Origin of the sequence: Streptomyces sp. NPDC087845, from assembly GCF_044742755.1 — a bacterium.
Lineage (GTDB): Bacteria > Actinomycetota > Actinomycetes > Streptomycetales > Streptomycetaceae > Streptomyces.
Genome location: NZ_JBIUVC010000002.1, coordinates 48,511 through 71,286 on the forward strand (window position 1 = coordinate 48,511; position 22,776 = coordinate 71,286).

At 70.0% G+C, this 22,776-nt stretch carries 17 protein-coding genes and 1 tRNA gene; 9 read left to right on the top strand and 9 right to left on the bottom strand.

Annotation, left to right across the window (positions count from 1 at the left end; genetic code table 11):
* The first annotated feature begins 46 nt into the window (after nt 1-46).
* The 7 genes from ACIOMQ_RS05760 (at nt 47) to ACIOMQ_RS05790 (ending at nt 5,779) form a co-directional block, all read left to right on the top strand.
* On the top strand, nt 47-1,567 hold the full coding sequence (locus ACIOMQ_RS05760; RefSeq protein ID WP_399043377.1) for a radical SAM protein: 1,521 nt from the start codon (nt 47-49) through the stop codon (nt 1,565-1,567).
* Nucleotides 1,568-1,583: 16 nt separating this feature from the next.
* Nucleotides 1,584-2,261, top strand: a complete 678-nt coding sequence (locus ACIOMQ_RS05765; RefSeq protein ID WP_399043378.1) for a hypothetical protein — start codon at nt 1,584-1,586, stop codon at nt 2,259-2,261.
* Nucleotides 2,258-3,082 carry a hypothetical protein gene (locus ACIOMQ_RS05770; RefSeq protein WP_399043379.1) on the top strand — a complete coding sequence of 275 codons (825 nt, stop codon included), beginning with the start codon at nt 2,258-2,260 and terminating at the stop codon, nt 3,080-3,082. Before ACIOMQ_RS05765 ends, ACIOMQ_RS05770 begins: the two co-directional genes overlap by 4 nt.
* Entirely contained in the window at nt 3,075-3,917 is an 843-nt protein-coding gene (locus ACIOMQ_RS05775; RefSeq protein WP_402188033.1) for a PfkB family carbohydrate kinase, read from the top strand. The genes ACIOMQ_RS05770 and ACIOMQ_RS05775 overlap by 8 nt, the downstream gene beginning before the upstream one ends.
* 25 nt (nt 3,918-3,942) lie before the next feature.
* The gene (locus ACIOMQ_RS05780; protein ID WP_402188035.1) at nt 3,943-4,896 is read left to right on the top strand and encodes a nucleoside 2-deoxyribosyltransferase; all 954 of its coding nucleotides are present in this window, start codon (nt 3,943-3,945) and stop codon (nt 4,894-4,896) included.
* Nucleotides 4,893-5,393 carry a hypothetical protein gene (locus ACIOMQ_RS05785; RefSeq protein WP_402188037.1) on the top strand — a complete coding sequence of 167 codons (501 nt, stop codon included), beginning with the start codon at nt 4,893-4,895 and terminating at the stop codon, nt 5,391-5,393. Before ACIOMQ_RS05780 ends, ACIOMQ_RS05785 begins: the two co-directional genes overlap by 4 nt.
* 80 nt (nt 5,394-5,473) lie before the next feature.
* Nucleotides 5,474-5,779 (top strand): MazG-like family protein, encoded by a 306-nt coding sequence (locus tag ACIOMQ_RS05790; protein ID WP_266805208.1) that lies wholly within the window; start codon nt 5,474-5,476, stop codon nt 5,777-5,779.
* A gap of 91 nt (nt 5,780-5,870) precedes the next feature.
* Here ACIOMQ_RS05790 and ACIOMQ_RS05795 read toward each other — a convergent pair whose 3' ends face one another.
* Nucleotides 5,871-6,158 (bottom strand): hypothetical protein, encoded by a 288-nt coding sequence (locus ACIOMQ_RS05795; protein WP_277438865.1) that lies wholly within the window; start codon nt 6,156-6,158, stop codon nt 5,871-5,873.
* 94 nt (nt 6,159-6,252) lie between these two features.
* On the opposite strand from ACIOMQ_RS05795, the gene ACIOMQ_RS05800 reads away from it, so the two are divergent.
* Both ACIOMQ_RS05800 and ACIOMQ_RS05805 read left to right on the top strand, forming a co-directional pair.
* Nucleotides 6,253-6,912: a helix-turn-helix domain-containing protein gene (locus tag ACIOMQ_RS05800; RefSeq protein ID WP_402188040.1), complete on the top strand. Its 660-nt coding sequence runs from the start codon at nt 6,253-6,255 to the stop codon at nt 6,910-6,912.
* Complete coding sequence (locus ACIOMQ_RS05805; RefSeq protein WP_402188042.1) at nt 6,909-8,522, top strand: tyrosine-type recombinase/integrase; 1,614 nt, start codon at nt 6,909-6,911, stop codon at nt 8,520-8,522. Before ACIOMQ_RS05800 ends, ACIOMQ_RS05805 begins: the two co-directional genes overlap by 4 nt.
* A gap of 616 nt (nt 8,523-9,138) precedes the next feature.
* Here ACIOMQ_RS05805 and ACIOMQ_RS05810 read toward each other — a convergent pair.
* The 8 genes from ACIOMQ_RS05810 to ACIOMQ_RS05845 all read right to left on the bottom strand — a co-directional run bounded on the left by ACIOMQ_RS05810 (nt 9,139) and on the right by ACIOMQ_RS05845 (nt 22,452).
* Nucleotides 9,139-9,212, bottom strand: a tRNA-Thr gene (locus ACIOMQ_RS05810).
* A gap of 160 nt (nt 9,213-9,372) precedes the next feature.
* Nucleotides 9,373-10,908 carry an alpha/beta hydrolase gene (locus ACIOMQ_RS05815; RefSeq protein ID WP_362193420.1) on the bottom strand — a complete coding sequence of 512 codons (1,536 nt, stop codon included), beginning with the start codon at nt 10,906-10,908 and terminating at the stop codon, nt 9,373-9,375.
* A gap of 165 nt (nt 10,909-11,073) precedes the next feature.
* Nucleotides 11,074-12,279, bottom strand: a complete 1,206-nt coding sequence (locus ACIOMQ_RS05820) for a DNA polymerase III subunit delta' (protein ID WP_362193417.1) — start codon at nt 12,277-12,279, stop codon at nt 11,074-11,076.
* Between the two features lie 342 nt (nt 12,280-12,621).
* On the bottom strand, nt 12,622-15,861 hold the full coding sequence (gene tmk, locus ACIOMQ_RS05825) for a dTMP kinase (RefSeq protein ID WP_402188044.1): 3,240 nt from the start codon (nt 15,859-15,861) through the stop codon (nt 12,622-12,624).
* A 360-nt stretch (nt 15,862-16,221) separates the two neighbouring features.
* Entirely contained in the window at nt 16,222-19,101 is a 2,880-nt protein-coding gene (topA, locus tag ACIOMQ_RS05830; RefSeq protein WP_362193411.1) for a type I DNA topoisomerase, read from the bottom strand.
* Nucleotides 19,102-19,437: 336 nt separating this feature from the next.
* A complete protein-coding gene (locus ACIOMQ_RS05835; RefSeq protein ID WP_266747018.1) occupies nt 19,438-19,635 on the bottom strand; it encodes a hypothetical protein in 198 nt (65 codons plus the stop codon).
* Between the two features lie 541 nt (nt 19,636-20,176).
* Nucleotides 20,177-21,691 carry a class I SAM-dependent methyltransferase gene (locus ACIOMQ_RS05840; RefSeq protein ID WP_362193408.1) on the bottom strand — a complete coding sequence of 505 codons (1,515 nt, stop codon included), beginning with the start codon at nt 21,689-21,691 and terminating at the stop codon, nt 20,177-20,179.
* A gap of 137 nt (nt 21,692-21,828) precedes the next feature.
* Entirely contained in the window at nt 21,829-22,452 is a 624-nt protein-coding gene (locus tag ACIOMQ_RS05845) for a small secreted protein (protein WP_401262460.1), read from the bottom strand.
* Nucleotides 22,453-22,776 lie beyond the last annotated feature (324 nt).

Sequence of the window (22,776 nt, forward strand, 5' to 3'; positions counted from 1 at the left end):
GCTGCTGGAACGTCGCCGATGCCCTCAGCACCGGAGGGAGAACACCATGCAGCCAGTAGTCGTCTTGGACTGCTTCACCGTCGAGCCGAGCGGTCTCGGCGTACCGCCGTACCTGTCGACCTACGTCCGAAACGCCTGGTCGGCACTGCGTCGGGCAAGGCCGGAGGCGGACGTTCGGTATGTGACCATCGACGACGTCCGCTGGTGTCTCGCTGGCGGAAGGCCCACCGTCGAACCGCCCCAGAGCGATCCGTTCACGTACTCGACCACGGTCAACCGGGACTCCGCTATTCAGCTTCTGCGGGATGCCGAGATCGTGGTCGTCATTGCCGGAGACGCCGTTCCATCCGTCCATCTGCATGCTGTGAACGGGTCGTTCGAGGAGATCGCCCGCGCGCTCGCCTGTGCACGAGGCCGTCGTTACCTGCTCGGGCCGTTGTCCACCTACGCCCTGGCCGCTCCTGCGGAGTACGCCGGGCTGTTCGACGCCATCCACACCCACACGGTGACGTCCGGCGACCTCCTGCTCGGTAGCCACCGCCCCGCCGCCTACGGGCAGATGCAGCGCGAGCGCGACTCGTTCACCGGGCTCGTCGAGCAGATGCCCTGGCGGCCGATCGCCGAGCTGGAGCTGTACCGCGGCTGCACCCGGCGCAAATTCTGCGACTTCTGCAACGAGCCTGCGAAGTCCCCTCTCGTCTCCTTCCGCGAGGTCGACGATGTTGTAGCCGAGGCTGCCCAGCTCTACGCCGCCGGCGTCCGGAACTTCCGACTCGGCCAGCAGACCTGCTTCTTCTCCTACCGCAACCGGGACGAGGACGCGATCCGCGCCCTGCTCGGCGGTATCCGGGAGCGCTGCCCCGAGCTGGAAGTGCTCCACATCGACAACGCGGACCCCCTCGCTGTGGCCGCGCCGGTCGGCCTGCGCATCGCCAAGCTGGTGGCGGACTACGGCACCGAGGGCAACTGCGCCCCGATGGGCATCGAGAGCTTCGACCCGGTGGTCATCGCGAGGAACACCCTCACCTGCACGCCCGAGATCCTGATGCGGGCCGTCGAGCACGTGAACGAGGCGGGCGCCGCCCGTGGTCCCGGTGGTCTGCCGATGCTGCTGCCGGGCCTGAACCTGATCTACGGTCTGCCGGGTGAGACCCACAGCACCCACGTGGCAAATCTCCGGGGACTGGCGGAGATTCTCGATGCCGGCCTGCTGTGCCATCGGACGAACGTCCGTCTGGCACGGGCCTTCCCCGGTACACCGCTGGCCGCGCTCGGCGAGCTGGAGCCGCTGCCCTCGGCGGAGCACTTCCCCTCCTGGAAGGCGGACATCGACTTCACCTGGGATCAGCCGATGAAGGAGCGGGTATACCCGACTGGTCTGCGCGTACCCGGACTTCACTCGTACTTCATTGGCCAGGGCGGCACCTGGTGGCGGCGGCTGGGCTCGTACTCGATCCAGATCGTCGAGCGCGACGCGGCGGTGCCGCTCGGCACTACCGACGACCTGGTGGTGACCGGCCATGCGCCTCGCGTGATCTACGGAGAACGCGTTGCATCCGCTTCGTGACGGGACGCTCGCGAGGTTGGCGGCCCTGGATGCAGCGGCGGACCGCACCATCCGTGCGGGGCTGCTGCTGCCCTGGGCCAACGTCGCCGTGGAGACTGAATTGACCCGCCTCGGCCTGCGCCACACGGTCTTCCACCACGCGCGGCTCGTACCCGCATCCAGGACGACGGCGATCGACGCCTCATTCTGGCGCGGACTGCGTGAAGCGTCAGCGCAGGCGCTGGACTCGCTGTCCCACATCCCTCTCGACGCAGTAATGCTGGCGTGCACGTCAGCGGGTTTCACCGACGGTCCGCCGCTACCGGGCGGCGTGTTAACCGCCTTCGACGCCCTTCTGCGGGCTCTCACCGAGGCAGCCGTGGCACGCGTGGTACTGGTTACGCCCTACCCCGCCCTGGTGACCGAAGCGGAATCGGCGGCGTTTGCCGAGGCCGGCGTGGAGGTCCTGGCTCACGCGAGCCTGGGCCTGTCCGACGGCTATCCCGCGATCACCCCGGATCAGATCCTGTCCCTGGTGGAGCAGCTCCCGCAGGAAGCGGTCGAGGCTGCCGAAGCGATGGTCTTGTCGTGCACCGGATGGCACACCCTGCCGGTGGTCGCTGAACTGGAGCACAGGTTCGGGAAGCCGGTCTTCTCGTCCAACCTCTCCATGGCACTTCTGGCCACCCGCGCCCGTGCTGGAGTCTGTTCATGACGATCGAGAGAGCGAAGGCGAAGCCGCTTGAGATCCGGCGCGTCCACCGGCTGGTGGCCCGTGCCGCCGCTCTCCCGGATGTGCAGGCCGAGGTGGAGACCAACCATGACGAGAACCGGTGGTGGCCGACGTCGATCAGCGATCCACGAGTGCGGATGCTCGCCGCTGGCTGGTCCACCCGGGTCTCCTATCGAATGGTGGAGACGTACGCCCGAGTGATCGCCTCGGCGAACGATCGTGGGTTCGAGAGCCTCGTTGCCGCCTCCGACGCCGAGCTTGCAGCACTGGTGCGTCCCATCGGCTTGCCGAAGACCCGGATCGACTACCTGCGCTCCCTCGCGGAGCTTCTCCGTGGCTGGGAGAGGGAGGGGACCGACCCGACTGGGGATGTAGCCGACTGCGATGCCTTGATCTTGGACTTCGCCACGCGGGTGCGAGGTGCGTCCTACAAGGTCGCGCAGTGCGCACTGCTCACCGCCCGCGGGTATCACTGCGGCATCATCCCCGTGGACTCCGGCATGGTCACCAAGCTCGCACCCGTGTTGGGCCTCGCCCTTCCGTCGGGAGCCGTGGCACACGAACGTATGCGGCACGTCCTTGAAGCGACCGTGCACGCCCGCTCAGCCGAGTTCCGCTCGCTGGCCACCGACAACGAGTACCTGGTGACAATCCCCGAGGGGTCGGAGCCAACCTGGTTCGCGCACCTCGTCTTGATCTACTTCAAGCGCCTGTACCTGAACGGTCCCGCTCTGCAGCTCTGCCGTCGGCGACCGGTCTGCACGAAGGTCGTCGACTGCGCACATCGTGCCCGCCGTGCTTGACCTTCTGGAGGACACCGTGGAACGGCTTGACGTGATCGGCAACATCAGCCGGGACCGGACCCGCTATCCCGATCACCGTGGTGGATCCCGGCTCGGCGGCGCGGCTCTGTTCCTGTCCCTGGCGGCGGTAAGGGCCGGCCGCCGGGCGGCCCCGGTCTGCATCCTCGGCGGCGATCTCGCGCATCTTCCGGAGTCGCCGGGTCTGGACACGCTCGACTGGACGGCCCGGATCCAGGCCGACGGCGTGTCCACCACCTTCGACCTGCAGTACGACCTGCAAGGCGAGCTGGTGGAAGTAGGCACCGACTACGGGGTGGCCGAGGGCCTGACCGAGCATGCGCTCAGGCACGTGGACCTGCACCCGGGCGGCACCTACCACGTCTGCTGCCGCCGGCCGTTGGGCGTGGCGGCTGTACTCGACCGACTCGCCTTGAACGGGAGCGACTTCAGTGCGGACTTCTTCCTGCCGAGCGCGGAGGAGATGATCCGCGCTGCCGCCCCCTGGCTGCCGAAGGCGACCACGTTGTTCGTCAACGCCGCCGAGCACCGGCTTCTGGAGCAAGTGATCGATTCCGCTGTGCTCCCGGAGGTGGTCATCACCGATGGCCCCCGGGCCGCAGTAGTTCACCGCTTCGGGCGCCAAGTCGCCTCCGCCGTTCCGCCGCCGCATCCTCCGCGCGAGGTCTCCGGTGCCGGAGACACCTTGGCCGGGACCTTTCTCGCCCATCGTTCGCGGGGTGCGACAGCCGCCCAGGCGCTGGCGGAGGCGACTGGGGCGGCGGCTCGGTACGTCGCGGCCCCGTCCCTTCCGATCCCCGCGCCCCGTCGCGGCTGACCTAATGACTTGGGGGCCTTTCCCGGTGTCCGTCTACGTAGCCCACCGGCTCTTTGCCGCGCACGACCGCGCTCTCGCCGCCGACCTCGCTGATCGACTCGCCGCGAAAGTCGGACCCGAGCGCGTCTTCCTGCCGTTCTGCGACACCGACGAGGAGGACCTGGTCGCCGAGGTCAAAGGGCGCCGCCTGTTCGAGCTGGACCGCGAACGCCTCGGCCGCCTCGACGCCATGGTCGCCATCCTGCACGGACCAAGTCTCGACGACGGAGTCTGCATGGAAATCGGGTACGCCGCTGCATCGGGTGTCCCGGTCATCGTGCTCACCACCGACTTCCAGACCTACTCGCTGACCGAGGCTGGCCCTCGCCTCGAATTCCCCGACCCCCTCCTCCAGGCCGTAGCCACACGCATCGTGCGCGTCACCAAGCTCGGACCGCCAACCCTGCCGTCGGCTCCGCCCCAGTCCCGCTTCCCGGGCTTCCAGGTGCGCAATGTGGCCCAGACGAACACGGCACTCGACGCGGCCGTCGACGCGCTGCTCGACCTCCCGGATCGTGCACCCCGTCTCTTGGGTGCACCTGCCGTAATCGGCGCACCCGTCTACGTCGAAGCATCGCCGTACACGGCATGGGGTCGAGATCATCTGGCCAAGTCATGTGTGGACGCCGGCCACACGGTGATGGTGCCCCAGCGCTTCACGTCGTCGGACCCGGTATCAGGGGCCTTGGCCGACCTGACCGCGGTGTGCTCGGCTGCTCGGCTACTGGCCGATGTCTCCGGCCCGGAAACGCCGCCCGGAACCGCCCTGCTCATAGGTGCGGCTGCGGCCAGCGGCGTACGGATCGCAGCCTTCCAACCGCGCCCGACGTTCACACACGCCCATGGCCGGGAGCCCAACTGGCGGAACCTCATGATCCAGTACGCCGCCGACGCTCACCTCGACAATGGCGACGCCGTCCTGTCCTGGCTGGCCACATGAACCTCGACGAGGTCGCCGGCGACTACCAGACCTTGGTCCTGGAAGGCTGCGACGGGGTCGGCAAGAGCACGCTCGGCGAACGCTTATCGACGGACCACGGCTTCGTCGTAGTGCACTCCCCGAAGACGCCCGACCATCTCGACCTGGCCACCCGCTACAGGAACATTCTCGCTGGCCCCGGACGGATCCTCTTCGACCGGTGCTTCATCAGCGAACTCGTCTACGGCCCCCTTCACCGTGGCCAGTCCCGGATCAACTGGAGCCAGGCGATCGACCTGGCCGAGAGCGTCATCGAGCGCTCCGGCGTGCTCGTCCACCTGACCGCATCGCCAGCCGTCATCCGCCAGCGACTCCTTCAGCGCGACGGCGAGGCGGTCAGCTTGGAGGAGGTATCCGCGCTAGTGACGGGGTACGACAGGGTCTTTTCCACCCTCGCTGACTACACCCGCGTGCTCAGCATCGACACCACGGCCCTCGAACTCCCTTCGGCAGGGTGACGGCCTGCCGAAGCCAGCACGCCGACACTCTGCTCCCGCTAGGCTTCGAAGGCACCTGCTGTACCGCCGCTGGAGGAGTCTTGGAGATCGGGTCCGCCCAGAAGCTCGCCTGGGAAAATAAGACCCTCAAGGGGTTCAACACCACAGACGTGGCCTTGGAGTTCGGCCTTCTCACCGCCGAGGTCGGCGAAGCCTTCACCGCCTGGCGCAAGGGGCTTCCCGATCTCGGGGAAGAACTGGCCGACGTCTTCCTCTACCTCACGGCCCTGGCCGAGATGAACGGCGTGGACCTGGACTCCGAGGTCGCCCGGAAGATCGAAAAGAACACGCGGCGTACGTACGAACGAAACGAGCATGGGGCTCAGATCCGGACGAGCGACGTCTAGGTCTTCCCACTCAACGACGGCGGGCCCCCGACACTGGTCGGGGGCCCGCCGTCGTACAGGTCAAGGTCAGCACATCGCTCGGTTGACGCTTCTAGGCGGCGAGGCCGTGACGCTCGCTTCTGCCGTCGCCCAGATCTCCACCTGCCTGCGGGCGCTCCAGGCCCAGCAACTTCAGCAGGTCAGCCGTCACCACCCGGTAGGCGTTGCCGAGACGCAGCACCTTGACCGGATACTCCCCCTGCTTTGCGAGTCCGTATCCCGTTGATCGGCCGATCATCAGCGCTCGGTTTGAGGTGTCGAGGTCGATCACAGCAGGCAGGGCCAGCAGCTCGTCGCCCGTCAGTCCTCGTGCCTCACGGGACGAATCAGATGCCGCCATGATGGTGCCCTCCTGGGGATATCTCGTGTCGTGGTGACGCCGTAGATGTATCACGAAGTTGCGGCAGCGCCTTTTGGCTGCCTAAAGTGTCGCCATGACACCTGATCAATGGCCGACAGCGTTCACCAGTCGGATCGCCCGGCGCCTGCGGGACTCACGTAAGGCCGCCGGCCTCACGATGGCCGAGGTCGCCCAGGGCTGTGCTGACCGCGGCTTGCCGGAGTTCACCGAGCACTCGATGAAGAATCTGGAGTCGGGGCGCAAGACGAGCATCACCGTCGCGGAGTTCGTCGTACTGGCTGACGTCCTCGGCGTCCCGCCGGTGACTCTCCTCTTCCCACTCGGGTCCTCAGCCACGGTCGAAGCCCTCCCCGGCCGCGAAGTCTCCACCTGGGATGCGGTCGCGTGGTTCACCGGCGAGTCTCCCTTGGCCGAGCCCGCGCCCGAGGGCTCCGCTCGGGAGGTCCTCGACCTCTTCCGTCAGCACGGTGACCTGGTGGCTGGCGCAATGGCCTCCTACGCCCTGGCTCGGGAAAGGCGTCGGGTGGCCAGCACCACCCTGGACCGGGCCCGCAGAACCACCCTTCTGCAGCGCGCCGAGGGCTACGAGGAGCACGCGTTCGAGGACTGCCAGGAGCTGCGCACGTTCCGTGGCCGGATGCGCGACCGCGACCTGGCACCTCCGTCCCTGCCTGACGAGCTGGCCTTCGTCGACCAGCCCGAAACACTGACCCCCTCGGAGGACAGCGAGTGAAGAACGGCAACCTCATACGACGGTGCCGCTGCACGGACCCGAAGACCAAGAAGGAGTACGGCGCTTCCTGCCCCAAGCTCAAGTCTTCGCGCCGACACGGCACTTGGAGCGCTGTCCAGGAACTCGAACCCAACCAGAACGGCGACCGCAGGCGGTTCCGCCGTGGCGGCTTCGAGACCTCCACCAAGGCCCAGGAGGAGCTGGACAAGGTCCGTGCCCTCATGGCCATTCCCGAGGAGGACGACGCCTGGGGCAAGACCCAGATCAGCGACCTCCTGGAGAACTGCGTCAGGGACAAGGACCCGGTCCCGGACTACGACGAGACCCGCCGCCGCTTCAAGACCGGGCAGTCCTTGAACTCCAAGGTCACCGTGGCCGAGTGGCTCGACACCTGGCTGGCGGGACGCAAGCGGCTGCGGCGCGGTGGCGCGACCCGCTACGAGTGCGATATCCGCGTCCATCTGAAGCCCCATCTCGGGCACCTGCGCCTCGACAAGCTCCGCGTGCACCACATCGATTCGATGTTTGACGCGATCAACGAGCGCAACATCGAGGTCCAGGAACAGAACGCCCAGCGGCGCGTAGTGCGCGACGACCTGAAGGCCACGCCGAACAAGGGTGCCGAGAACCGCGCCCGACGCCATTGGCTGCGTGCCCAGCTCGACGCGATGCCTCCCTTTCGCCGGATCACCGGCCTCAACACGCAGCCCCATATCCGGGACACCCTGCGCGCCGCGCTGAACGTCGCCATCGCGCAGCAGGTGATGCCCGCCTTCAACCCAGCGGCGCACGTCGAGTTGCTGCCGGGCACGAAGCCGAAGGCCCTCGTCTGGAGCGACGAGCGCATTGCGCGCTGGAAGGAGACCGGCGAGAAGCCTTCGCCGGTCATGGTCTGGACCCCCGACCAGACGGCGACGTTCCTCGACTTCGTCGAGCAGGACCGGCTGTACGTGCTCTGGCGGCTGATCGCCTTCCGAGGGACACGACGCGGCGAAGGGTGCGGCGTCCGATGGGAAGATCACTCGGCCAAGGCTCGCTCGCTCGCCATCGCCACCCAGCTCGTGCAGGACGGCTGGGAGGTCCACGAGGGCGCCCCCAAGACCGACAGCGGCATTCGACTGATCGCCCTCGACGAGGAGACGAACCAGGACCTCCTGTCTCACAAGGCCCGCCAGCAACGGGAGCGGGAGGCATGGGGCGAGGGCTGGCAGGACACCGGCCGGATCTTCACCCAGGAGGATGGCTCCCTTCTTCACCCTGGCAAGGTCAGCGACCTTTTCGAGCGTCTGGTGGAAGCGGCTGGCCTCCCTCCGATCCGCCTCCACGATCTTCGCCACGTCGCAGCGACGCTGATGCTCGCTGCCGGGGTCGACATCAAGGTGGTCTCCGAAACGCTCGGCCACTCGGACACGCGGATCACCCGGGACATCTACCAGTCGGTCCTGGACGATCTCGCTCGTGACGCCGCCGAGAAGGTCGTACAGCTCGTGCCGCACGCCCGGAGGCCCTTGGCGGCGGTGAAGGACGGGAAGCCGACAGCCTCTCCCCGCCGGCCCAGGATGACGCCTCCTCGCAAGAGCGAAGAGGGCAAAGAGGAACGCTCCGCCTGATTCAGGCGTGAAGGAGCCCCGGTCAGCGGGAATCTGACCGGGGCTCCGGCATGTGATGAACGTCACGCACTAGGCATAGTTGGCCGCGATTGATCGCATAGCGTGACCATCTTCCTCATTAGGTGCTGCCGTTCCAAGCGTGCTTCAACGGCGGGGATACCCCTGGCGACCACCGAGCAGCTTTGGGCGAGCCTGCCAGCGCACCGGCCTCCCGCAGCCCCCGGCTTACCTCGCCCCCTCGCACTCCAGCCGCTGCCGCCACGGCCGAAGGTGCGGCACAGCATCCCTGCAGCCGAACACAGAGAAGGCTCCTTGGCGGCGGCTCGGAGCCACGCCCCTCTACACGCCCGCCCCAGGGCTACTGGACCTGACCGAAGCCCTCGCCGACAGCACTGTTGGACGACGGCTTGTAGGGATGGAACAACAAAAGGACCGCTGCCCGCCCGCTTCCGCCGACGCTCTCGGCCACCGCCGATGCACGCCGTTTGCACGTTTGGCCACCGGTCGGCCACCGGGGGCCGCATCTCGGAGCCTCTGGGCTGACAGACCAACAGAAGTAAGGTCAAGAAAAGGAAAAAGCCCCAGGTCACGGCGAGTGAGTCCTGGGGCTAATCCGAGCCGCCTTCGGGATTCGAACCCGAGACCTACGCATTACGAGTGCGTTGCTCTGGCCAACTGAGCTAAGGCGGCACGCCCTGTCACACCATGGTGCGATCAGCAGCGTCGCCAAGTCTACACAGTTTCCGGGGGTGCTCCGCACCAGCCCGGATTCGGTCCGTCTTCGCAGGTCAGCAGCGGTCGGCGACAGGTCAGCAGCGGTCAGCGGCAAGTCAGTGGCGGCCCGCTGGGATCAGGAGCACTGCTTGCCGTCGCTCGGCGGGGTGCCGTCCAGGAGGTAGGTGTTGATCGCCGTGTCGATGCAGTGGCTGCCGCGGCCGTAGGCCGTGTGGCCGTCACCCCGGTAGGTGAGGAGAGTGCCGGAGGAGAGCTGGTCGGCCAGGGACTCGGCCCACTTGTACGGGGTGGCCGGGTCGCGGGTGGTGCCGACCACCACGATCGGGTCCGCGCCCTTCGCCTCGATGCGGTGGGGGGTACCGGTGGGCCGGACCGGCCAGTGGGCGCAGTTCAGGGCGGCCCAGGTGAAGGTCCTGCCGAAGACCGGGGACGCCTTCTCGAAAGTGGGAAGCGCCTGGGCGGCGGCATCTGCGTCGGCGAAGGCGGGCGGCAGGTCCAGGCAGTTCACGGCGGCGTTGGCGAACATCAGGTTCGCGTACGTGCCGTTCGGTTCGCGTTCGTAGTAGCTGTCCGCCAGCGAGAGCAGGCCGGAGCCGTCGCCCTTCCCGGCTCCGGCGAGGGCGTCGCGGAGCTGAGGCCAGGACGACTCGTCGTACATGGCGGCGATGACTCCCGTGGTGCCGAGGGATTCCGTGAGTTTGCGGGAGTCACCGGTGGGGATCGGCCTGGCGTCGAGGTGGGCGAAGAGCTGCTTCAGGCGGGCGGCCGCGTCGGCCGTGGAGGTGGTGCCGAGCGGGCAGTCCGCCTTCTTCACGCAGTCGGCGGCGAAGGACTGGAACGCGGTCTCGAAGCCCGCGGTCTGGTCACGGTTCACCTCGACGGCGGGGAGCGACGGGTCCATCGCCCCGTCCAGGACCAGGCGGCCGACCCTGGCGGGGAAGAGATCGGCATACGTCGCACCGAGGTAGGTGCCGTACGACGCCCCGACGTAGTGCAGTTTCTCGTCACCGAGCAGGGCTCGCAGCATGTCCATGTCGCGTGCCGTCTCCACGGTCGAGACATGCGGCAGTACCTCCCCGGAGTGCTGCTCGCAGCCGCTCGCGAACTCCTTGTAGGCGCCGCTCAGCCTGGCGACCTCTCCGGCGTCGTCCGGTGTCTGGTCGACCTGCGTGTAGGCATCCATCTGTGGACCGGTGAGGCACTCGACGGGCTCGCTGCGGTCCACTCCGCGCGGGTCGATGGCGACCATGTCGTAGCGGGCCCGGACCTGGGCGGGGTAGCCGACGGCGGCGTAGCTCTGGAGATAGCCGACGGCCGAACCGCCGGGGCCGCCCGGATTCACCAGGAGGGAGCCGATCCGTTTGCCGGGCCCGGTGGCCTTCGCGCGGGAGACGGCCAGCTTGATGTCGCCGCCGTCCGGCTTCCCGTAGTCCAGGGGCGCCTTCATCGTCGTGCACTGGAATCCCTCGACGCCGCAGTCCCGCCAGTCCAGCCGCTGTGCGTAGTACGGCTTGAGCGCGGCGGGGACGGACGGGACGGAGGCGGCGGACGGCGAGGCGCCCGTGGAACTGCCACTGCTGCAGCCGGAGACGAGGAGGCCGGCTGTGCCGAGCGCGGTGGCAAGGATGCGGAGCGGGCGCCTGGTGTCCATCCCCGGAGCGTAGTCGCCGCGCGACGGCTCACCCGATTTCCCGCTCGTACGGGTGAAAGCAGCGACGAACGATGACAAATGGTGAGGTAGTGGTGGGGTAGCAGTGATGTGCGGTGATGCGCGGTGCCTGATGGCTGGTGACGTCGCGCGTGGCGACGCCCGGTGTCAGCCCGCGCGCAGCGCCATCGTCATCGCCTCCACCGCGAGCAGCGGCGCCACATTGCGGTCCAGCGCCCGGCGGCAGGCGATCACCGCCTCTATCCGGCGCAGGGTGCGCTCGGGCGTGGAGGAGCGGGCGATGCGGTCGAGGGCGTCCTCCGCGTCCGCGTTGGCGATGGCGATCCGCGAGCCCAGCTGGATCGCCAGGACGTCGCGGTAGAAGCCGGTCAGGTCGGTGAGCGCGAGATCGAGGCTGTCGCGCTGGGTACGGGTCTTGCGGCGCTTCTGCCTGTCCTCCAGCTCCTTCATCACCCCCGCCGTGCCCCGCGGCATCCGTCCCCCGGCGACGGCACCGAGCGCCGCCTTCATCTCTTCCGTCTCCTTGGTGTCGACCTCCTCCGAGACCTGCTTGGCGTCATCGGTGGCGGTGTCGATCAGCTCCTGGGCGGCCTTGAGGCAGCCCCCGATGTCCTCGACCCGCAGCGGAAGCTTGAGCACGGCGGCGCGACGGGAGCGGGCCCGCTCGTCGGTGGCGAGGCGGCGGGCCCTGCCGATGTGGCCCTGGGTGGCGCGGGCGGCGGACGCGGCGCGCTCCGGATCGATGCCGTCGCGCCGGATCAGGACGTCGGCCACCGCGTCGACCGGGGGTGTGCGCAGGGTGAGATGGCGGCAGCGGGAGCGGATGGTGGGCAGCACGTCTTCGAGGGAGGGCGCGCAGAGCAGCCACACCGTGCGCGGCGCGGGCTCCTCGACGGCTTTCAGCAGGACGTTTCCCGCGCCTTCGGTGAGCCGGTCGGCGTCCTCCAGGACGATGACCTGCCAGCGGCCGACGGCCGGCGAGAGCTGGGCGCGGCGGACCAGCTCGCGGGTCTCCTTCACGCCGATGGAGAGGAGGTCCGTACGGACCACCTCGACGTCGGCGTGGGTGCCGATGAGGCTGGTGTGACAGCCGTCGCAGAAGCCGCAGCCCGGTGCACCGCCCAGGGCACGGTCCGGGCTGGTGCACTGGAGCGCGGCGGCGAAGGCGCGGGCGGCGGTGGAACGGCCGGAGCCCGGCGGCCCGGTGAACAGCCAGGCGTGGGTCATCTTCGAACCCGGAGCCACCGGTTCCCCCGCGGAGTGGGCGGTGACCAGCGCATCGGCGTCCCGGGCGGCGGCGCCGAGCTGCTCCTGCACGCGGTCCTGGCCGACGAGGTCGTCCCATACGGTCACGGGTCACCGCCCTTCTTGTGGTGGTGCGGCCGCGCGGCTGCCGTGCGCTGCGGTCACGCGGTTGTGGTGTCGCTGCTTGTCGGTCCGGCTTCCCCGGCCCCGGACCCATTTCCCGGACCCGGTTTCCCTGGCCCGGTTTCCCCTGGCCCATTGCCGGACCCGGTTCCCCGACCAGGCTCCCCGATCCGGCTTCCCATTGTGAGGGACGGGTCTGACAGTCCCGGCCAAACAGCGGGACAACAGCCGGACAGCGGGACAGCGGGACGGCGGCGCGAAGAGACGGCGGGAGGGCCCCACCGCGGTCCGGCTGCCGGGCGGAGCCGCCCGGCAGCCCGCCGCGGATCAGCGGCGCGGGCGGCGTCCCCGGCCCGAGGAGTCCGAGCCCTCGCCGTCACGGTGATCGCCCAGCAGCTCGTCCGCCAGCGTCGGCAGATCGTCCAGCGGAGTCTCCTCGGCCCAGTCGGGACGAGGACGCCGGCTCCGGCGATCCTGCCGTTCCTCGTCCTCCTGACCGTTCCAGTGGCCCTGAGCCTGCCGCGGAGCACCCGCGTGCGGGTCACCGATCTGCGGAAGCTCGCGCGTGCGCTCGTTCTCGCTCTCCCGGGCGGAGCCCGTCGGCCGCTCGTCGCGGAAGATGCCCCTCGGAACCCGGTCCGCCGGATTGGCCTCCCGGGCGGCCCGTGCGTCCCGTGCGGCCCCTGCGTCGTGTACGTCCCGCTCGTCCCGTACCGGAGGAAGAACCGCCGTCTCGTCCGCGGCACCCGCGGCACCCGCCGTGCCAGGGCGCTCGGGCCGATCCGAACGGTCCGACCGGTCGTGGATCTTCGGAATCATCGCCGTCTCGGCCTCGTCCGAGGGCGAGGACGAGGGCATGGCCCGAGTGACCGGCGACGGCACCGGCTGCGTCACGTCGTTCGGGTTGACGATCGGGGTCGGCACCGTGATCTCGTTGTCCGGTACGGACGCTGCCGCTGCCGCCTCCGCCCGGGCCGACTCCGCCGCGGCAGCCGCCTCGGCCTCGGCCCGCCGACGGGCCTCCTCGGCCCGCAGCAGTGCCTCTTCGGCCTTGCGCTGCTTCTCCAGCCGCCGCGCCTCGGCCTCCTTGCGCAGCCGGGCCTCCTCCTCGGCCTGCCTGCGCAGCCGGGCCTGCTCGGCCTCGCGAGCCGCTTCCTCGGCCTCTCGCCTGACCCGCTCCTCCTCGGCCAGACGGCGGGCTTCCTCGGCACGCTGCCGGGCTTCCTCGGCCTGGCGCTCGGCCTCGCGCCGACGCGCCTCCTCCAGCTCTTGGCGCTTGCGCTCCTCCTCCTCGGCGCGGAGCTTGGCGAGCTGTGCCTGCCGCTCGCGCTCCAGCCGCTCCTCCTCGGCCTTGCGGGCCGCCTCTTCCTCGGCCTTGCGCCTGGCCTCCTCCTCGGCGGCCTTGCGCGCCTCCTCCTGGGCCTTGATCTCGGCCTCGGAGAGCGGAAGGAGCTGGTCGAGCCGGTGGCGTACGACCGTGGTGATCGCTTCCGGATCCTGACCCGCGTCCACCACCAGGTAGCGGGTCGGGTCGGCCGCGGCCAGCGTCAGGAAGCCGGACCGCACCCGGGCGTGGAACTCGGGCGGCTCGGACTCCAGCCGGTCGGGCGCTTCGGTGAACCGTTCCCGCGCGGTCTCCGGGTCGACGTCCAGCAGGACCGTCAGATGCGGTACGAGTCCGCTCGTCGCCCAGCGCGAGATCCGGGCGATCTCGGTCGGGGAGAGGTCACGGCCCGCGCCCTGGTAGGCGACGGACGAGTCGATGTAACGGTCGGAGATGACGATCGCGCCGCGTTCCAGCGCCGGACGTACGACCGAGTCGACGTGCTCGGCACGGTCGGCCGCGTACAGCAGTGCCTCCGCCCGGTGGGAGAGACCGGCCGACGACACGTCGAGCAGGATCGAGCGCAGCCGCTTGCCGACCGGGGTCGCGCCCGGCTCGCGGGTGACGACGACCTCGTGGCCCTTGGCACGGATCCACTCGGCGAGCGCCTCGACCTGGGTGGACTTGCCGGCACCGTCGCCGCCCTCCAGGGCGAGGAAGAAACCGGTCGCGGCGGGGGCGACGGCCGGGTCGCCGCCGCGCAGCGCCTCGCGCAGGTCGCGGCGCAGCGGCACGCCGGAGCGGTCGTCCGTCTTCGCGAGGACGATCACGGCGACGGGCAGCAGCAGGGCGCCGATCAGCATCAGGGCGAAGGCCGCTCCGCCGTGGGCGAAGACGAAGTCGCCGGAGGTCAGCCGGTGGGTGCCGATCGCGGCGGCCAGCAGCGGGCCCGCGAGCGCGCCGAGCGCGACGAGGACCCGTACGACGGCCTGGAGGTGTTCCGCGGTCCTGGCCCGGCGGAACTCCTCGGTCTCCTGGTCGACCAGGACATGACCGGTTCCGGCGGCGACACCGGCCGCGTATCCGGCGAGCACCGCGATCATCAGCACGGTCGCCGTGTCCGGCACGAGGCCCATGGCGAGGAGCCCGATGCCGGTGACGGCGATGGCCAGCGCGAGCAGTCGGCGCCGCGACAGCTCGGGCAGCACCTTCCCCGCGGTACGGATGCCGACACCCGTGGCGCCGGTCAGGCCGAGGATCAGCAGGGCGAAGGTGGCGGGCCCGCCGCCCAGCTCGGCGGCGTGCAGTACGGCGACGGCGGCGGCGGCCGCGATGGCTCCGGCGACGGTGGCCGAGGCGCCGACGATCAGCGGTACGGCTCCGGTGCGGCCCTTGTCGGGTCCACCGGCGGTCGACGGCCGTCGCAGGCCCTCCAGCGGCGAGCGCGGACGGGGCGTCTGCGTACCGGGCAGTTCCAGGAAGTACAGGGTGGAGATCGAGGCCGAGAAGAGCCCGGCCGCGACGTACGAGCCGAGGGCCGCCTGGTGGAGCGAGAACCACTCCAGACCCGAGCCCAGCAGGTTGCCGACGAGCGTGGCGATCAGCAGGACGGCCGCGGCGGCCGGAATGGCGGCGAAGTCGGTACGGAGGGAAAGCCGGCGCAGTGCGTCGAGGCGGTCGGGCAGCGGGCGGACCGCGGCGCCCTCGGGGGGCGGGGCGGGCAGCAGCGCGGGGGCGGCGCCGTCCTTGGCGACCGTCCACAGGCGTTCGGCGGCGCCGACGACGAAGACGGTGATGAGGATCATCATGAGTGCCTTGTCCGGCATCCAGTCGATCCACAGGGGCGCGACGACCAGCAGCGCGAGCCGCAGCCCGTCCGTCCCGATCATCAGCCACCGCCGGTCCAGCGGCCCTCCGGGCGCGGTGAGCGTCGTCAGCGGCCCCAGGAGTACGGCTCCGAAGAGCAGGGTGGCAAGGATCCGGGCGCCGAACACCGCGGCGACGGCAAACGCCGCCCCTCGGTACCCGGCTCCGAATGAGCCCTCGAGGACCGCCGCTTGCAGCGACATCAGCACCAGCACGAGAAGGGCGAGTGCATCGCCGATACTGCCGACGAGCTGGGCGCTCCACAACCGCTTCAGCGGGGGAACACGCAACAGGGCTCGTACGGCGCGCTCGCGTGAGTCTGCGGCAAGTGTGTCGGAGGTGGGGCTCACGACCGTTGGCTGCTCGGCTCGCGTCATCCGCCCAGCCTATCCGGAGCGGAGGGGTCCCTGGAGGCCCCGCCCGAACATACAGGCGCTCGGGGCACCCCAGCCCCTCCGGCGTGTGACAAGCGAGGCCCGGGCGGAGCCCGGGTTCGGGGAGAAGCGAGGCCCGGGCGGAGCCTCGGGTTCGGGGAGAAGCGAGGCCCGGGCGGAGCCTCGGGTTCGGGGAGGAGCGAGGTCTGAACCGAGCCCCCCGGTCCGGGAAGGAGCGCGTGGGGGAACAGGCCCGCCGCAGGCGCCCCACCCGCCCCTCGCGCGCCCGCCCCCGGGTGCACGAACGCCGGAGGGGCTGGAAGACCCAGCCCCTCCGGCGATCGGTCGTACGGGTCAGTCGGGTCAGTCCTCCGCGGACGCCCCGGCCGTCCTGGCCGCCGCAGTCGTCTTCTTGGCGGTCGCCGCCTTCTTCGCGGTGGCGGTGGTCGTCTTCTTCGCAGCGGTCTTCTTCGCCGCGGTCTTCTTGGCCGTCGCCGTCGTCTTCTTGGCGGCCGTCTTCTTCGCGGGCGCCTTCTTGGCCGGGGCCTTCTTCGCCGTCTTCTTCTTGGCGGGCCCCTTGGCGCGCTTCTCCGCGAGCAGCTCGTAGCCGCGCTCCGGCGTGATGGTCTCGACACTGTCGCCGGTCCGCAGCGTCGCGTTGGTCTCGCCGTCGGTGACGTACGGGCCGAAGCGCCCGTCCTTGACCACGACCGGAGCCCCGCTGACCGGGTCGGTGCCCAGTTCCTTCAGCGGCGGCTTGGCGGCGGCGCGGCCGCGCTGCTTGGGCTGGGCATAGATCGCGAGGGCTTCTTCGAGGGTGATGTCGAAGAGCTGGTCCTCGGAGGTCAGCGAACGCGAGTCCGTGCCCTTCTTCAGGTACGGGCCGTAGCGGCCGTTCTGCGCGGTGATCTCGACGCCCTCGGCGTCCTCGCCGACGACACGCGGCAGCGACATCAGCTTGAGCGCGTCGGCCAGCGTCACCGTGTCCAGGGACATGCTCTTGAAGAGCGAGGCGGTCCGCGGCTTCACCGCGTTCTTGCCGGTCTTCGGGGTGCCCTCGGGCAGTACCTCGGTGACGTACGGACCGTACCGGCCGTCCTTGGCGATGATCTGGTGCCCGGTGACCGGGTCCGCACCGAGCTCGAAGTCGCCGCTCGGCTTGGCCAGCAGCTCCTCCGCGTACTCGACGGACAGCTCGTCGGGCGCCAGGTCCTCCGGCACGTCCGCGCGCTGGTGGCCCTCGGAATCCTTCTCGCCGCGCTCGATGTACGGGCCGTACCGGCCGACGCGGAGCTTGATGTCGTTGCCGACGGGGAACGAGGAGATCTCCCGCGCGTCGATCGCGCCGAGGTCGGTGACGAGTTCCTTCAGACCGCCGAGGTGGTCGCCGTCGCCGTTGCCCGCGTCGGAGGCCGCGCCCGCTCCCGCCGTGTCGCCCTCGCCCGCGCCGAAGTAGAAGCGCTTCAGCCACGGCACGGCCTGGGCCTCGCCCCGCGCGATGCGGTCGAGATCGTCCTCCATCTTCGCGGTGAAGTCGTAGTCGACGAGCCGGCCGAAGTGCTTCTCCAGCAGATTGACCACGGCGAAGGAGAGGAAGGACGGCACGAGCGCCGTGCCCTTCTTGAAGACGTAGCCGCGGTCCAGGATCGTGCCGATGATCGAGGCGTACGTCGACGGGCGGCCGATCTCGCGCTCTTCGAGCTCCTTGACCAGCGAGGCCTCGGTGTAGCGGGCCGGCGGCTTGGTGGCGTGGCCGTCGACCGAGATCTCCTCGGCGGACAGCGCGTCGCCCTCGGTGACCTGCGGGAGGCGCCGCTCGCGGTCGTCGAGCTCGGCGTTCGGGTCGTCGGCGCCTTCGACGTACGCCTTCATGAAGCCGTGGAAGGTGATCGTCTTGCCGGACGCGGAAAACTCGGCGTCGCGGCCGTCGCTCGCCCGGCCACCGATCTTGACAGTGACGGAGTTGCCGACCGCGTCCTTCATCTGGGAGGCGACGGTCCGCTTCCAGATCAGCTCGTAGAGCCGGAACTGGTCGCCGGTGAGGCCCGTCTCGGCAGGGGTGCGGAAGCGGTCGCCGGAGGGACGGATCGCCTCGTGCGCCTCCTGCGCGTTCTTGACCTTCCCGGCGTACGTGCGCGGCTTGTCCGGCAGGTAGTCGGCGCCGTAGAGCTGCGTGACCTGCGCCCGCGCCGCGGAGACCGCGGTGTCCGAGAGGGTCGTGGAGTCGGTACGCATGTAGGTGATGAAGCCGTTCTCGTACAGCTTCTGCGCGACCTGCATGGTGGCCTTGGCGCCGAAGCCCAGCTTCCGGCTCGCCTCCTGCTGGAGGGTCGTCGTCCGGAAGGGGGCGTACGGGGAGCGTCGGTACGGCTTCGACTCGACGGACCGCACGGCGAACGTGGCGTCGGCGAGCGCGGCGGCCAGGGCGCGGGCGTTCGTCTCGTCCAGGTGCAGCACCTGGCCGGAGCCGGACTTCAGCCGGCCGTCCGGACCGAAGTCACGGCCCTGGGCGATACGGCGGCCGTCGACCGCGCTGAGGCGGGCGGCGAGGGTCGAGGGGTCGGAGGCGTCACCGGTGCGGCCGGTGGCGAAGGTACCGGTCAGGTCCCAGTACTCGGCGGAACGGAAGGCCATGCGCTCGCGCTCCCGCTCGACGACGAGACGGGTCGCCACGGACTGGACGCGGCCGGCCGACAGGCGCGGCATGACCTTCTTCCACAGGACCGGCGAGACCTCGTAGCCGTAGAGGCGGTCGAGGATACGGCGGGTCTCCTGGGCGTCGACCATGCGCTGGTTGAGCTCGCGCGGGTTGGCGACGGCGGCCCGGATCGCGTCCTTGGTGATCTCGTGGAAGACCATCCGGTGGACCGGGACCTTGGGCTTCAGGACTTCCTGCAGGTGCCACGCGATGGCTTCGCCCTCGCGGTCCTCATCGGTGGCGAGGAAGAGTTCGTCGGACTCGGCCAGCAGCTGCTTGAGCTTCCTGACCTGCGCCTTCTTGTCCGCGTTGACGACATAGACGGGCTGGAAGTCATGCTCGACGTCGACGCCGAGCCGACGGACCTCGCCGGTGTACTCGTCAGGGACCTCTGCGGCGCCGTTCGGCAGGTCGCGGATGTGCCCGACGCTCGCCTCGACGACGTATCCGGGGCCGAGGTAGCCCTTGATCGTCTTCGCCTTGGCAGGCGACTCGACGATGACGAGTCGGCGGCCGCCCTGTGCGGTCTCGCTGGTCGGGGACAACTTCGCTCTTCTCTCCGGTCGACACTCAGTGGGCATCCGTGCGGCGCGATGACGCTGCCGACGGTGCTGTCGCTGCGGAGTGTGACGGTACAACCCGCCCCCGTGTCAAACGGCAAAAGCCCGCAACGGCCACTCGAACGGTAACCCGACTTCCGCCATTCCTGCCGCCCGGACTGCCCGCTCTCCCGTGCACACGGCCGCTGCCTGCGGGTTTCCGGGTGCTGTGGCGGCGCTGCGGAGCCGTCCTTCCGGCGGGTGGGCGGCCGGGCGCTCCGGGCGTGTTCTCCGACGTGACCGCCGGGCCCCGCGGTCCGGCCGGGTCCGGTGGGGGGTGGATCAGATGCGGGTGAAGCACCACACACCGAGGACGAGAAAAAGTACGCCGAACACAGTGGCGAGAGCGGCGGAAGCGATGGGGCTCACACCGTGTGCCACCGGCGCGCGGTGCAGCACGCGCGCCCCCGTCCACAGCAGCAGCGCGGCGCCGAACAGCGCGAACGCCGTTCCGGCGAAGACCGCAGGTCCGCTCTCCATGTCCGTACGCCTCCCTTGTACCCGCCCGGCCGGGTTCCGCGCCGGTCCGATCCATGCCGGTCCGATCCGGTCCAGTCCGGTCCGGGTCCAGTCCGGATCGGTCATGGGGAGGCTGCCACCCCAGGGCGTCGTGGACGCGAACCCCGGGTGAATGGCCGGATTCACACATCCGGAAGCGCGGGGCCGATGCCCAGGGAACAGAGCGGGGCCGATACCCAGGAGCAGAACTGCCCCGGTGCGCCAACCGGAATCCGCAGCCCTCACGGCGGACCCGGCGGCAGTGGGCGTCGAGACGCCGCTGACGAGCCCGATCGCGACGTACAGAACGTACAGAGCCTGTTCATTACGTACAGCGGTACGCGACCATTACGTACACCGGTACGCACGTACGCACAGCGGTACACAAACGCACAGCGGGACGCGCCCGAACCGGAACGCAGCCCGCGGGCGGACGCCGTCAGAGGCGGCGGCGGGACAGCGGTCCAGCAGCAGGGCGGCAGCGGCAGCACCGGCCACCCCGCCCCGGATCACGGCGACGCGATCAGCCCACCGGCGGCACCGGCTCCAGGAATCCCTCCTCCACCAGCAGTCGGATCGCCTGCGGGGTGCGGTCGCGCAGCAGCACCGGGTCCTCGTTCATCAACTGGGCGATCGCGTCCAGAATCCGGCCCGCGGGCAGCGTCCCGTCGCACACACCCGCGAAGCCGGCGCCGACGGCGTCGACCTTCGTCGCCCGCCGCATGCCGCGGTTCTGACGGAGCACCACGTGCTCGGGGTCCTCCGCGCCCGGGAGCCCGACCTGTTCCTGCACGACCTCGGCGGCAAGAGTGAAATGCCCGGCCAGGAGCGCCGCGTCATCCTGTTCGCGGAGGTAGTCCTGACGGTCGAAGTGGGCCTGGACGGCCGTTCCGAGGGGCTGCTCCACCGCGTGCGGCCACTCCTCGATCACGACGGACGGATTGCCGGCGGCAGCCGCGGCGGACTTCCGCAGGGTGATCCAGCCGAAGCCGACACCCTTGGTCTTGCGGGCCTCGAACTCGTCCAGCCAGGCGTCGTACCGTGCGGCGTACTCGGCGGGGTCCGTGCGGTGGTCGCCGCTGTCGCGCAGCCACAGCTCCACGTACTGCGTGACGTCCTGGACCTCACGCTGCACGATCCAGGCGTCGCAGCCGCGCGGCACCCAGGAACTCAGCCGGCTCTGCCACTCCTCGCCCTCGATGTGCTGCCAGTTGGCGAGGAAATGGGCGTATCCGCCTTCGTTCAACCGGTCGCCCGCCTGTTGCACCAGGGTCCGGCACAGATCGTCGCCGCCCATTCCGCCGTCGCGGTAGGTGAGACGGGCACCGGGCGAGATGACGAACGGCGGGTTGGAGACGATCAGGTCGTACGTCTCCGTACCGACCGGCTCGTACAGGGAGCCCTGGCGCAGATCGGCCGCGGGGGCGCCGGACAGGGCGAGCGTCAACCGGGTGAAGTCCAGCGCTCGCGGGTTGAGGTCGGTGGCCGTGACCCGGGTGGCGTGCTGCGAGGCGTGCAGCGCCTGGATGCCGGAGCCCGTACCGACGTCGAGCGCGGAGGCGACAGGCGTGCGGACGGTGATCCCGGCGAGCGTGGTGGACGCCCCGCCGACGCCGAGGACCACACCCTCCTCGCGGGAACCGATGCCGCCCGCGCCGCCGACCGCGCAGCCCAGGTCCGAGACGATGTACCAGTCCTGCCCCTCGGGCCCGCTGTACGGACGCACGTCGACCGTGGCCCGCACCTCGTCGGCGGTGCGGGTCACCCAGCCGTCCTCGACGCACTCGGCCAGGGGGAGCGCGGCGCGGGCCCGCTCGTACGGGACGGGGTGCTGGAGCAGGAAGAGCCGCACCAGTGTGTCGAGCGGGGAGTCGCCCCGGGTGGCCCGCAGCGCCGGGACCGTCTCGCTGCGAGCGAGCGCGGCGTAGGCGGGGGCGCCGAGCAGGTCGAGGAGCCCGTCGGCGGTGAAGGCGGCGGCGAGCAGGGCTTCGCGGAGCCGGGGTGAACGGTCGGGCGCGGGGAGACTGGTCGTACTCACCCACTCATTGTGGCCGCTCCCACTGACAAAGGCAGCGGCCCGGCCTCCACCGGGGCCGCCGGGCCGCACGCACAACGGTGGCGATCGCCGCAGCCACCGCACCCGCCGCGCCGACTACAACCGCCGCAGCCGTTCGGTCACGACTTCTTGCTGGGCGAGTCCGACGGCGACGAGGGACCCGGCTTCGGAGAAGTGGTGTCCGGTGCCACCGAGGCCGTCGGCTTCTGACAGCCCTTCTGCTTCGCCATCGCGGTGCCGACCTCGCCGGACTGGAGCTTCCTCAGCGCCTTGTCACCGCTGGTGCTGATCTTGTTCAGCTCGTCCGCGATGCCCTTGAGACCGTCGGCGAACTTCGCCTGGTCCTTCGTGTCGAGGGCGTCGACCTTCTTCTGCAGGTTCGCGTACGCCGCGGAGGAGGTGTTGAGCTCCTTCACGGCCTCCTTCTGCGTGGTCTCGCCGCCGTCGACCGGCGGCGGGCCCGCCGAATCGACAGCCGCGCCCAGTGCCTTGTACGCCTGCGAGATCTGCTGGAAGGCGGCCGAGTCGGTCTTCTGGACGTCGGCGGGCTTGCTGTTGTCCGCGGTCTGCTGCTGGATGGCGGCGTTGGCGTTCGCGATCTTCTGCAGTTGGGGCTGGACCTGGTCACAGACCTTCTTGGCCCAGTCGTTCACCTTGTCGCTGTTGTCGTCGCTGCTGCAGCCCGACAGCGTCAATACCAGTACCGCACCGCCGGACAGCGCGGCCGCAAGCTTCTTGTTCACCGGATCGGTCCCTTCCAAGGCTCTCGGCCCCGGAACTTACACGTCGGGCGCCGTCCATCCGGGTGCCGGGCGTCCGATGGGTTCGCTTTTGCAGCCATTTGCACCAAGGGAATCGAGGGAGATACAACTCACCCACACGGCTCCCCGTAACTCTCCGCACAGGTGAACACCTGCACGAGCACCCACACGGGCGGCTGTACCGGCAGTCCTATCGGCACATCGACCCATCGGCGCATCGGCGCATCGCCGCCGTCGACCGGCGCATCGCCGGCGGACGGCCGGGCGGAACTCCGGACGGAACACCGGACGGAACACCGGACGGAA